Genomic DNA, 12,537 nt, shown 5'->3' with positions numbered 1-12,537 from the left:
ATGGCACAGAAGGTTCGCATCATCCTTGAAGACGATCTCGACGGCGGCCCCGCAGACGAAACCATCCGTTTCGGCCTGGACGGCGCTCACTACGAGATCGACCTGTCCTCCGCTAACGCAGCTCGCCTGCGTGACGCTATCCGCCCCTTCGTGGCAAAGTCCCGCCGCGTGCAGGGTACCGCTACCCAGCGCACCCGTGCACCCCGCGGCACCGCTGCTCCGGTTAAGCGTAACCCTGAGACCGCAGCAATCCGCGAGTGGGCTAAGGCTAACGGCCACAAGGTCTCTGACCGCGGCCGCATCCACCAGGATATTCAGGACGCATACTACGAAGCAATGAAGGCTCAGGACTAAGGGTTCTACGCATTGCGTGTAGCCGGAGGGGTTGGTTCTTTAAGGTTCTAAACCTCCGGGTGCTTAGGGCGGACGGTGTTATCACCGTCCGCCTTTTGTTTTGCCTTCTTATGCGTGTTGTATGTTCTGTATATCTGAATGGGAGATGTTTTATGGCTAATTCCAATTAACTATTTACGTGTAAAATATATGGGGCTGGTTGATGGGGCAATCGGTGCAATACCGAGAAGGGTATTGGTTGAACGCAGGGGCATAGTACACATTCGGGTTCTGCGTTCATTTAGATTTCATGCATCGGCAGGAACACTAAAGGTGTTGGCGCATTAATCTCTTTGATGCTGTTGTTATTCGTCGGGATATTCCCCCTGTGTGGGGTGTGGGGTCTACCCTGAATAGAGCCGAAAATAATAAGCATGCCACCCGTGCGCTGTCGTGGAGATTTACCCTGATACTTCCCTGGTGCCGAGATGATTGTCGGAGGAAATTCTGCTGTAGATTGCCTGGGAATTATGTGGAAATATTCTGCCAATAATCGAGCCGTATATATTTTTGCGAATTATTGAAATTTCTCACGCGAACATATAAATCTTTAAAGAAAATCTGCAATATATTCACGCGCGTGCAGAAAACGGGCGATTCTGGTGTGGGTCTATGTGGCTTCTTGTGTGTTCCCCGTTTTCGGGAACCCTCGTATCGGCACTACCGCCCCTCAGAGCCCACTTATAGCCCCTCCACGCGGGCTCTCCCGCTATCTTCCTCACCCGCTGAGCTTGCCCCCTCAGAACCTCCCCAAAATCCCGCGGAACCCCCTCCTAGGCGCCCGAAAACACGCTCAAAACGCCCCGAACAGCTCATCTGTTCTCTTGATGGCGAACAGGCGCCCACACGCGGGGCATAAACCCGCAGCTCAACGTACTCTTGTATCAATAGGAAAATGCAAGGAGTGCGTAAATGTTTGAACGCTTTACCGATCGAGCTCGGCGCGTTGTGGTGCTTGCCCAGGAAGAGGCACGCATGCTCAACCACAACTACATCGGTACCGAACACCTTCTGCTCGGTCTGATTCACGAGGGCGAAGGCATCGGTGCCCGCGCCCTGGAATCATTGGGCGTTACCCTGAACGCAGTACGTGAACAGGTTCAGGACATCGTCGGCCCCGGCCCCCAGGCGCCTAACGGCCACATCCCCTTCACCCCCCGCGCGAAGAAGGTTCTCGAACTGTCCATGCGCGAGGCTATTCAGCTGAACCACGGCTACATTGGCACCGAACACATCCTGCTGGGCATGGTTCGCGCGAACGAGGGCGTGGCAAACCAGGTGCTGGTCAAGCTGGGCGCTGAGCCCGCCGCCGTGCGCCAGGCTGTCATGGACCTGATTTCCGGCTACCCCGGCAACAACTCCGGCGATAAGGAAACCGCCGGTGTGGGTGCAGGTAACTCTCGCGAAGGCACTCCCGCGGGTTCGACCATCCTGGATCAGTTCGGCCGCAACCTCACCGCCGCTGCACGTGAGGGCGAGCTGGATCCGGTCATCGGTCGCCACAAGGAGATGGAGCGCGTTATGCAGGTCCTCTCCCGCCGTACCAAGAACAACCCCGTGCTGATTGGTGAGCCCGGCGTCGGTAAGACCGCCGTCGTGGAGGGCCTGGCACAGGCTATCGTGCACGGTGACGTCCCCGAGACCCTCAAGGACAAGCACCTGTACACCCTGGACCTCGGCTCCCTCGTGGCCGGTTCCCGCTACCGCGGTGACTTCGAGGAACGCCTGAAGAAGGTTCTGAAGGAGATTCGCTCCCGCGGCGACATCATCCTGTTCATTGACGAGATTCACACCCTGGTGGGTGCCGGTGCAGCTGAGGGCGCGATTGACGCTGCCTCCATCCTCAAGCCCATGCTGGCTCGAGGCGAACTGCAGACCATCGGTGCCACCACCCTGGACGAGTACCGCAAGCACATTGAGAAGGATGCCGCCCTGGAGCGCCGCTTCCAGCCGATTCAGGTTGAGGAGCCCTCTCAGGAGCTCGCCGTGCAGATCCTCAAGGGTGTGCGCGATAAGTACGAGGCACACCACCGCGTCACCATTACCGACGAGGCAATTGAGACCGCCGTGAACCTCGCGGCACGCTACATCTCCGACCGCTTCCTGCCGGATAAGGCAGTCGACCTGATTGACGAGGCGGGCGCACGCCTGCGCATCAAGCGCATGACCGCACCCCCGGAAATCAAGCTGCTCGACGAGAAGGCCGCCAAGCTGCGCCAGCAGAAGGAAGACGCCATCAACTCCCAGGATTACGAGAAGGCCGCAGGCCTGCGTGATCAGGAGCAGAAGGTCCTGGCTGAGAAGGAAGAAGCCGAGAAGGCATGGCGCGAAGGCGGCGACGCATTCGGCACCGTGACCCCCGAGGTCATTGCTGAGGTTCTGGCTGCTTCCACCGGTGTCCCGGTCTACAAGATCACCGAGGAAGAGTCGACCCGCCTGCTGACCATGGAGCAGGAACTCCACAAGCGCGTTATCGGCCAGGAGCACGCTATTGCGGCGCTGTCCCGCGCGATTCGCCGTACCCGTGCAGGTCTGAAGGACCCGCGCCGCCCCGGTGGTTCGTTCATCTTCGCCGGCCCGACCGGTGTGGGTAAGACCGAGCTTGCCAAGGCTCTGGCGGAGTTCCTGTTTGGCGATGAGGATTCGCTCATCACCCTGGATATGTCCGAGTACCAGGAGAAGCACACCGTCTCCCGTCTGTTCGGTGCGCCTCCCGGCTACGTTGGCTACGATGAGGGCGGCCAGCTGACCGAGAAGGTCCGCCGCAAGCCCTTCTCCGTGGTCCTGTTCGACGAGGTTGAGAAGGCTCACGCCGACCTGTTCAACTCGCTGCTGCAGATCCTGGAAGATGGTCGCCTGACCGACTCGCAGGGTCGCGTGGTGGACTTCAAGAACACCGTCATCATCATGACCACCAACCTGGGCTCGCGTGACGTGAACCGCCGCATCCCGGTTGGTTTCCAGGCGATGGATGACACCGCAGCCGACTACGAGCGCATGCAGGCACGCGTGATGGAGAACCTCAAGGAGCACTTCCGCCCCGAGTTCCTGAACCGTGTGGACGACATTATCGTCTTCCCGCAGCTCTCCGAGTCTGAGATTCTGCAGATTGTGGACCTGTTCGTGGGCCGCCTGGCTAAGCGCCTGGCGGAGCAGGATATGTCCATTGAGCTGACTAATGCTGCGAAGGTTCTCATGGCGGCTAAGGGTTACGACCCGTCCATGGGTGCCCGTCCTCTGCGCCGCGAGATGCAGCGCAACATTGAGGACGCCCTGTCTGAGAAGATCCTCTTCGGCGACATCAAGCCCGGTGAGAAGATCACCGTGGACGTTGAGGGTGAGGGCGACTCCGCGAAGTTCGTCTTCTCCTCGCAGCCGATGAAGGAGTTGGCTCTGGATTCGGTGCAGGAGCTGAACGAGGGCGAGTCTTCCGAGGTTCCCGCAGCTGAGGCACCTGCTTCCGAGGCTCGAGAGGGTCAGGGTGGAGACTAAGCCATAGGTAGCTAGGTTTTAGCGCACTAAACGCCTGTGGGGCGGTACCGGAATTATCCTGTACCGCCCCACAGGCGTTTTCTGTCTTCTAAAGGTTCCAGATTCTATAGGCTCTAGAAGCCCCCAGGAGCCTTTCTGCGGCGGGTACTAGAGCGAGACGAGCACTGCATCGCCCTGCGTGACTTCGCGGGCGAGAGAGTCCGCCAGCAGCCCCGCGTAGCAGCGCTGCAACTGCTCGGCGGCGGGGGAGAGCGCATACAGCGCCTTGAGTGGGCGGTGCACCGCGGCGGGTGCATTTGCGGGGAACGCAAAGTCAGGGGAAGTCGTATCGTCAGCTGAAGCTACACCCGCGCTCAAAATCAGCTCGCGATTCACCGGCTCATGCGCCGCACGCAGCACCGCCATGACCGCCCCGCGTACCTGACGGTCCGTGCCGTGCCAGCTCTGACCCTTGGGGGTGTAGTCCGCCTCCGGCTTGCCCGCCGCAACCCAGGCGCACAGATTCTCCACCGGGCACAGTTGACAGGTCGGGGACTTCGCCGTGCAGACCAGCGCACCGAGCTCCATGGTCGCCGCATTCCACAGGCAGGAGGTGGGGGTGTCGGCGGGCATGAGCGCCTCCGCCAGGCGAGTCTCAGCCGCCGTCAACGAACGCGAGGGCAACGCCTTACCGGACACAGCGCGCGCGTGCACGCGGCGGATATTCGTATCAATCACCGTGGCGCGCAGGCCGAACGCGAACACGCTAATCGCCGCCGCTGTGTAGGAACCCACGCCCGGCAGATCCAGTAGCGCCTCGTAGTCGGCGGGAACCTCACCGCCGTGCTGCTCCACAATCGCCACAGCGGCACCGTGCAGCCGCTGCGCGCGGCGCGGGTAACCTAGGCGGCCCCAGGCGCGCACCGCCTCCGAGGCGGGCTCGGCGGCAAGATCGGCGGGGGTGGGCCAGCGGCGCATCCACTCCTCCCACACGGGTAGGACGCGCTTGACGGGGGTCTGCTGCAGCATGAACTCGCTGACCATCACGCCCCAGGGGGTGCACTCGTCACGACGCCACGGCAAATCGCGTGCCTGGTCGAGGAACCATCGGTTGATTCGGTGGTGGAGTGCCTCGGTATTCGTGCCTTCGGGCAGGGTGGGTTCGGGGCGTGTGCGTGCGGTGCGTTTGGGCTCTGAGGTCATCCGAAAAGCCTACGCCACAGGGCATATATTCCCAAAACCGCATGAACAGAGTTCACTGTGAATCTCAGGGTTAAACCCGGTATCCTTAAGGGTATGTCTGAAAATGGTCCCGTTCTGCCTCCCGAAGTCTACCGCCGCCGTCGCATCGTGGCGGTTATCGCTCTGCTCGCTATTATTCTGCTGCTGGTTGCCGGCGTGACCTCCATGGTCGGCATGATTAACGGCAAGAAGGACGCCACTGTAGCCTCCACCGCGACGGCTTCCGGCGCGCCCTTCCAGAGCTTCAGTGCTCGCCCCTCCGAAACTGCTTCGGCTACCCCGTCCGCTAGCGCGACTGCCTCTGCAACCGCGTCGGCTACTGCTTCGGCAACCCCCTCGGTGACCACTTCTGCGGCACCCACTGCAAGCGTGACCACCGCCGCGGCAACCCCTGCGGCAACTACCCCCGCGGCGACCCCGACTACCCCCGCACCGGCACCCTCGGTGACCACTGCGGCTGCTGTTGCGGCGTGCACCGCGAACGACCTGAAGGTGACCGTCACCCCCGCGAAGCGTACCTTCGCAGCCGGTGAGCAGGTGTCCTTCCACGTGACCTACACGAACTCCTCGAAGACCCCCTGCGCTGTGGGTGGCGAGGGCGCGAACACCGGCGTGGACCTGAACATCACCTCCGGTGCGGCTCAGGTGTACACCCGCAGCCTGTGCGCGGCGACCGCCGTTCAGAAGTCTGAGGTGGTCGCAGGTGCCGAGGGCGCAACCGACCTGGCGTGGGACCGTAAGATCAACGTGCTGGGTTGCTCCTCCGCTTCGACCGCTCAGAAGGGTTCCTACTGGGCTGCGGTTACCGTCAATGGTGTGAGCTCGGCTCCGGTGAACTTCGTGATTCAGTAGTTCACTTCTATAGTTTTCGCCCCTGTGCGGGCGTGAGAAGCCCCCGTGCTGGATGTTCTTCCGGCGCGGGGGCTTCTCTATATGGGGTTATTGTGCGGCGCTATTTGGAGGCGCGGGGCTTGGCGAAGCGGCGCTCGCCCAGGTACCCGAGCAGACTACCGAAAGCGGTCCACTGCAGTGCCGCCAACAGCAGGGTGGACAGGTCAGTCACCTCAAAAGAGTTGGGGATGACCTTGAACCACAGCAGCGGCAGATAAATCAGAAAGAGAATGGGGGACGCCCACACGAAGAACGGGACGGGGCGCTTGGCCGACGGATACTTAGCTCGCGAGTACGACATTGTGACCTCCAGGGGGTGTCATGATGCTTGAGACATCAGGGAGCGGAGGGAACTCCGCTTTCACTACATCATAATGCAAAAGGTTCTCGTGAGGTCAGAAAAACCCCGTGCCAGATATTTCTTCCGGCGCGGGGGCTCTCGTATGGGTCTTTTAGAGGTACTTCTCTAGGCTGCTCTCCGCCATGCGGGACAGTTGCTCACGTACCGTGCGGGCACGAGCCTCACCCACACCGTCCACGGCGCGCAGGTCCTCAAGGGACGCCGCCATCAGAGCCTGCAGGCTGCCGAAGCGCTCCACCAGACGCTCAGAAATAGCGTTCGGGATGCTCGGAATACCGGCAAGCAGACGGAAACCGCGCGGCTGCAGGGGCAGCTCCAGGTCGGGGTTCTCACCAAAGCCGACAGTGCGGGCAATCGTGCGCAGATCCACGATGTCCATATCGTCCAGGTTCTGCAGCGCCTCAACGCCGGCGGTAATCAGCTCGTCGTTCACCTCGGGCAGGTAGTCGCGCAGAATCAGGTCGCTGGCGGTCATCTCGGGGGCGCGCAGCTCCTCCAGCTGCAGGGCAATCAGGCGACCGTGCACGCCGAGCTCCAGCACATAGTGGCTGACCTCGCGGATAATGCGGTTCACCATCTCCATGCGCTGCAGGGTCATCGCCACGTCGCTCAGGGAAACGTTCGACTCAATCTCCTGGGCAGACAGGTTAGAGAGCACCGAACGCAGACGCTTCTTATAGCTTTCAAGGGTCTGAATCGCCTGGTTTGCGCGAGCCATCAGGTACTGGCTGTCCTCAACCATGTAGCGGGTGCCGTCAACGTACACCGAAATCACGGACATCGACGCGCTCACTGAAATCACCGGGAAACCGGTCTGAATCGCGGTGCGCTCGGCGGTGCGGTGGCGGGTGCCGGACTCGTTCGTTTCAATGGAGGCGTCCGGCATGAGCTGCACGCCGGCGTGCAGTAGTCGGGTGGCGTCGCGGTCGCAGATGATAGCGCCATCCATCTTTGCCAGCTCGCGCAGGCGGGTTGCCGAGAACTCGGTGTCGATGTTGAAACCGCCCGACGACAGGGAGGATACGGTGCGGTCGGATCCGAGTACGATGAGCGCGCCCGTACGGCCACGCATGATGCGTTCCAGGCCCTCGCGGAGCTCGGTGCCGGGGGCGATTCGGGCGATAGTTTTAAGCAATAGGTCACTATAATTCATCTGCACAAAAAACATTGTACCCGTAAGGGTGGTTATTGAGCCAGGTCAGGGGCGGAACGGCGGGCTAAAGTGCCTCAAAAGCGAATGGATATTCTCGATATTTATACGGGAGTGCACCGGGCTAAACTATCTGCGGTTAAGAGTAAAAATGCGTTCTGTGGCACCCCATTTCGCCGTGACCAAACACCGCGCACCATATCGCCCCAGACCCTAAAATAGACCCATGACCGCGCGCACGAAAAACACCAAAACCGCACCCGCCTACCGCTGCACCGAATGCGGCTGGACCACCGCCAAATGGGTAGGCCGCTGCGGCGAATGCCAAACCTGGGGCACCGTCGAAGAAGCCGCCGGGGGCACCCGCGCGCGCACCCGCGCCGCATCCAGCGTGCAGAAACCCGCCCAGCCCATCGCCGAGGTCGACTCGCGCGTAGCCGCCTACATGAGCACCGGAAACCCCGAATTTGACCGCGTGCTCGGCGGCGGACTCGTACCCGGCGCGGTCATCCTCATGGCGGGCGAACCCGGCGTGGGTAAGTCCACCCTGCTGCTGGATGTTGCCGCCACCTTCGCGCGCGGCACCGCCGGGATTACGGGGCAGAAGGGCGTGCAGAACCGCGCCACCCCGGCGCAGAATAGCGCACCCCAGCCGCCGCGCCCGGTGCTGTACATTACCGGCGAGGAATCCGCCGCGCAGGTTAAACTCCGTGCCGACCGCATCGGCGCCATCGCGGACACCCTCTACCTGACCAGCGAAACCGACCTCGGCACCGCCCTGGCGCACATTGAGCAGGTCAACCCCTCCCTGCTGGTCATTGACTCCGTGCAGACCCTCGCCTCCGCGGAAGTTGAGGGCAGCGCCGGCGGCGTGACCCAGGTGCGTGAGGTCGCCGCCTCCGTGATTGCCGCCGCGAAGGAACGCAATATGTGCACCCTGCTCGTGGGCCACGTGACCAAGGAGGGCACCATCGCGGGCCCGCGTCTGCTCGAGCACCTGGTGGACGTGGTCTGCCAGTTCGAGGGCGATAAGCACTCAAATATCCGCATGCTGCGCGCTATTAAGAATCGCTTCGGCCCCACCGATGAGGTGGGCTGCTTCGACATGCACGAGGACGGCATCGCGCCCGTGCTGGACCCCTCCGGCATGTTTGTTTCGAGCACCCCGCACCCGGTGGCGGGCACCTGCGTGACCGTCACGATGGAGGGCCGCCGCCCCCTGCTCGCGGAGGTGCAGGCACTGCTGGACCAGGCGGTGGCGCCCGCCCCGCGCCGCACCGTCTCGGGCCTGGATTCAGCGCGTATTCAGATGCTATTGGCGGTGCTGCAACGCCGCGCCGGGCTGAACGTGGGCAAGCTCGACTGCTACGTCTCCACGGTGGGCGGCGCGAAAATTGCTGAGCCCGCCGCCGACCTGGCGTGCGTCATGGCGCTCGCCTCGGCGGCGCAGAATAAGCCGCTTCCGCGCAAGCTCGCGGTCTTTGGCGAGGTCGGCCTGGCGGGTGAGGTTCGCGCCGTGCCGGGCATCCGCCAGCGTATCGCGGAGGTGGGCCGCCTGGGATTCACGCACGTGCTGGTACCCGCATCCCCGACCGGTGTGGGGGACGTGCCCGAGGGCGTGACCGTGCGTGAGGTAACCACCCTGGGTGAGGCGCTCGCGCTCCTCTTCCCGCAGAAGTAAAACCTTTAAGAACACAGTAGAGGGGGCTCCCAGCTGGCGTGAATGCCGCCGGGAGCCCCCTCCGTTGTGCGTCTTGGTGGGTTGCCGCTGGCCCCGCTAGAGCCGAGCTAGAACCCAGCTAGAACCCAGCTAGAAACCCTCCAGAAACCTGTTAGGAGGAGCGGCTCTCCTCCTCGTTCTCGTGCAACATAATGTTGATCGAGCGGGTGTTGAGCTTGTTCGTGTGGTGGGTGTTCACCGCGCTATCGGTCACGTCATCAACCACCGTGGAGTCGTCCATGTCAGCGTCAACAATCGGGATTGCCGAGGTGCGCGGTGCATGCTTCGTGACCGCCTCGCCGAGGGGCACCAGAACCGCCACGGCGTCCTTGTGGGACATACCGGTCGCCTCCAAAAAGTCGACCACAATTAGGCGGAGCATCAGCACCAGCGACTCGCCCTCAAAAGTTGCCACACCCATGGTGCGCGGCTCGAGGGTGCCGGCAAGCTTAATCATGCGCTCGCGTGCCGCCATCATGTAGTGCTCGCGTTCGCCTTCCGTCGGGGCAGACATACCCAGGCCGAGGCTCTGCGCCGCCAAAGACAGCTCGGTCAGCGCGTCACTGAGCGAAAGCTGTGCGGCAGTACGCAGCTGCACGTGGTGAATCGTGGACGCCATGCGGCGGTTGAGCACGCGGTCGTTACGAATCGCCAAATCCACCGCGGCGAGGGTCTTCGCCATGCGCGCCAGCTCGCCCTTGCTCTTGCGGCTATTCCACGACAGCTCGCTCATGCCCTGCGCGGTAATCAGGTCGCCGCGGCACGCATCGTAGAGCGGCTGCAGGGCGCGCGCATCGAGCAGGCTCTGGTACGCCTTGTTGTAATCGTAGTAGCGGATTGCCTCGGAGGAGAGCTGGAAAACCTTCGCGAACGCATCCATGAGGGCCTGTGCGCGGGCACGCGGGTTCTTGCGCGGGTCGCGCGGCATCAGGTACATCGCGAGGAATGCAAAGGCGCCACCCACAATGCCGTCAAAACTGCGGGTGAACGCATCGTCAGGTACGGGCAGCAGCAACGTGAAACAGGCCTGGAAGCTGAGCTGAATCGTAAAAATAATGCCCTTATCAATAAATCGGGCAATAATCACGGTCAAGAAAAGCACCACTGCCGCCTGCCAGGTACCGTGACCGAGCAGGATCAGCAGAAGGTCGCCAATGAGAATGCCGAGGGTCACGCCGAAGGAGACCTCAAGGATTCGGCGGGAATGCTTAGCACCGCTTACATAGCCGAGGGATACGAGGGCAGCGACCGGCGCGAAAATGGGCTCGTGGTGGCCCAGGACGCGCTCAGCGAAAAGCCAAGCGCCCATAGACGCCGCAACAATCTGCACAGACTGAAAGAAGTCTGCTTGGACTCGGTGAATACCCTCACGGATGAACTGTCGGGTGTTCTGTTCAGTAGTGCGTAGAATGTCTGCGAATCGTGCCATGGGCACCATCATACCGGCGCATATGCGGTGCACAAGGGGGTAGGGGAGTGTTGGGTTGAAGTGTGAGAGACCCCGCGCTTCGCACTCCTACCCAGGCTGAGGTCGTATGCCTCATATAGCCCATAACCGTGGAAGCTAGCTGCGGAGGCGCCGCGCCACCCTCGCCAGCAGACCCGGTCGGGCGGGGTGGTGTACCTCGGCGGGTGATTCAGAATCAGCCTCAACGGTGACGGGGCGCGTCTGTTCCGCACCGTGCGCCCCGTGGATACCGTGCGCACTGTACCCGCCGATTGCGCGGGCGCGCTCGAGCTGCCGGCGGTGCTCGGCATCCCAGGAGTGCGCCCGGTCAGACATCGCCCACTCGAACCCCGCGGTGAGGGAGGTTTCGGTGAAGAGCTCGCGGGCGGCGCGCACCGTAGCGGCCAGCGGCTCGGGTAGCGCCGGAACCTGCTCCACGGTGGGGAAGGGGGCGGGTGCCTCTACTTCGTCCAGCTTTTCTGCGCCAGATGCAAGAATCTGCGCGAGCAGGTAGGCGCGCTCGGCGCGCAGAACCTCCAGCAGCTCGGCGCGGCGTGCATCCGATGCCACCGCCGCGTGCCGCAGGGCGGCGGCAACCATCAGCTCGGGAACACCACCGGCGAGCATGCCCAACGGCAGGGTGAACTCGCCCAGACCGTACAGGCTCAGGGCGCCGCCCACGCGCATCTGCGTGAAGGCATCCGGAATGAGGGCGAGCACGGGAATACCCGCCGCGGCGGAGAACACCGCCGGGTGGTAGCGGCTGGTCAGCGTGAACGCCGCAGCCCGGTGCACGGTGACGCTCTGATCGGCGTGCAGAATCGGCAGCAGGGTCGCCGGGGTGGAAGGGCTGAGCTGCTCGGCGATGCGCTGGTGCGCCTGAATATCGCCGCTTGCAGGGTCTTGCGGGTCACCGTAGTGGCTCAGGAAGACGGGCGTGTAGCCGTGCTCGCGCCACATGCCGTCGAGCAGGCGCGCGATCTGCTGTGCCTGTTGGTCGGTGCACTCGTTGACGGTCACGCAGACGTAGTGATCCGGCAACTCATCAAGCGTCTGACCTGCGGAAATACCCTCCGCATAGTGCAGGGTACGCGCCGGGGAAGCCACCGAGTAGTCGGTGGCGTCATCCACGCTCAGGCGCGCGTCAATACCCCGCTCACGGCACCAAGCGAGCGAAGAACGTTCACGCACCGTCACCGAACGGGCGGTGCGCAGCATGCGCTCCAGAACCTGCGCGTCCTCGGGGTTGAGGACCGGGCCCAGGGACTGGCCGGTCACGTACACGGGCACGCCCGCATGCTCGGCGGCACGTACCGCGGCGGCACGTTCGTAGAGCAGCCAGCCGTAGCGGGAGTTGAGGTTACCGCCGCCGGAGACCACGACCGCGTCCATGGCGGCGATAGAGTCCGCGAACTCCACTATGCGCTCAATGGTCTGCTCCAGCGGATGCAACACCTCGGGCAGTGCCTGCACCTGCGGTAGCGCCACCAGCTCGGCGGTTGAGGGGCGGTCCCGGTTGGCGTGCAGCTCCACCAGGATGCACTCGAGCGCCGCAAGGGTCAGCTCGCGTTCAGCCGGTGCCCAGGGGAAGAGGAAGAACGGCAGGTACTTGTAAGGCTCGGCGGTCTCATGAGCAGCCGCGCCGATATAGCGCGCCGAATGGCCCACATCGCGGGTCATGAGGGTGACCGCCGCGCCGCCTTCGGAAAGGGCCTGGGCGCTCGCGATGGTCATGGCTTCGTCACCCACGTGGTAGGTGTGCTGGCCAATATCGCCGATGACGAGTACGCGCGGTGCTTCATTAAAGTGCGGTGCTTCAGTAACGGGCAGTGCTGTGGAAGAATGATTGTTCTCTGCCACGG

General features: G+C 62.8%; 9 protein-coding genes. 4 read left to right on the top strand and 5 right to left on the bottom strand.

Going from position 1 to position 12,537, the window contains the following annotated elements; translation table 11 throughout:
* Both QZ822_RS02315 and QZ822_RS02310 read left to right on the top strand, forming a co-directional pair.
* Positions 1 to 354 carry an Lsr2 family protein gene (locus QZ822_RS02315; RefSeq protein ID WP_005504366.1) on the top strand — a complete coding sequence of 118 codons (354 nt, stop codon included), beginning with the start codon at positions 1 to 3 and terminating at the stop codon, positions 352 to 354.
* A gap of 951 nt (positions 355 to 1,305) precedes the next feature.
* A complete protein-coding gene (locus QZ822_RS02310) occupies positions 1,306 to 3,885 on the top strand; it encodes an ATP-dependent Clp protease ATP-binding subunit (protein WP_294642283.1) in 2,580 nt (859 codons plus the stop codon).
* Between the two features lie 147 nt (positions 3,886 to 4,032).
* Here QZ822_RS02310 and QZ822_RS02305 read toward each other — a convergent pair whose 3' ends face one another.
* The gene (locus tag QZ822_RS02305) at positions 4,033 to 5,067 is read right to left on the bottom strand and encodes an A/G-specific adenine glycosylase (RefSeq protein ID WP_294642281.1); all 1,035 of its coding nucleotides are present in this window, start codon (positions 5,065 to 5,067) and stop codon (positions 4,033 to 4,035) included.
* A 93-nt stretch (positions 5,068 to 5,160) separates the two neighbouring features.
* On the opposite strand from QZ822_RS02305, the gene QZ822_RS02300 reads away from it, so the two are divergent.
* The gene (locus QZ822_RS02300; protein ID WP_294642279.1) at positions 5,161 to 5,958 is read left to right on the top strand and encodes a hypothetical protein; all 798 of its coding nucleotides are present in this window, start codon (positions 5,161 to 5,163) and stop codon (positions 5,956 to 5,958) included.
* A 100-nt stretch (positions 5,959 to 6,058) separates the two neighbouring features.
* On the opposite strand, the gene QZ822_RS02295 is transcribed toward QZ822_RS02300, so the two are convergent.
* Together QZ822_RS02295 and disA are read right to left on the bottom strand one after the other, a co-directional pair.
* The gene (locus QZ822_RS02295; protein ID WP_005507607.1) at positions 6,059 to 6,298 is read right to left on the bottom strand and encodes a hypothetical protein; all 240 of its coding nucleotides are present in this window, start codon (positions 6,296 to 6,298) and stop codon (positions 6,059 to 6,061) included.
* A 151-nt stretch (positions 6,299 to 6,449) separates the two neighbouring features.
* On the bottom strand, positions 6,450 to 7,526 hold the full coding sequence (disA, locus tag QZ822_RS02290) for a DNA integrity scanning diadenylate cyclase DisA (RefSeq protein ID WP_294642277.1): 1,077 nt from the start codon (positions 7,524 to 7,526) through the stop codon (positions 6,450 to 6,452).
* A 208-nt stretch (positions 7,527 to 7,734) separates the two neighbouring features.
* Here disA and QZ822_RS02285 point away from each other — a divergent pair, with 208 nt between their 5' ends.
* Positions 7,735 to 9,189: a DNA repair protein RadA gene (locus QZ822_RS02285; RefSeq protein ID WP_294642275.1), complete on the top strand. Its 1,455-nt coding sequence runs from the start codon at positions 7,735 to 7,737 to the stop codon at positions 9,187 to 9,189.
* A 151-nt stretch (positions 9,190 to 9,340) separates the two neighbouring features.
* Here the strand turns inward: QZ822_RS02285 and QZ822_RS02280 are convergent, their stop codons facing one another.
* Positions 9,341 to 10,669: an FUSC family protein gene (locus QZ822_RS02280; RefSeq protein WP_314667432.1), complete on the bottom strand. Its 1,329-nt coding sequence runs from the start codon at positions 10,667 to 10,669 to the stop codon at positions 9,341 to 9,343.
* Positions 10,670 to 10,792: 123 nt separating this feature from the next.
* Entirely contained in the window at positions 10,793 to 12,535 is a 1,743-nt protein-coding gene (locus tag QZ822_RS02275; RefSeq protein ID WP_294642271.1) for a polysaccharide pyruvyl transferase family protein, read from the bottom strand.
* Between the last annotated feature and the right edge of the window lie 2 nt (positions 12,536 to 12,537).

Origin of the sequence: uncultured Rothia sp., from assembly GCF_916715725.1 — a bacterium.
GTDB lineage: Bacteria > Actinomycetota > Actinomycetes > Actinomycetales > Micrococcaceae > Rothia.
The sequence above is the reverse complement of the archived record's forward strand: the minus strand, read 5'-3'. Positions and strand labels throughout refer to the sequence as shown.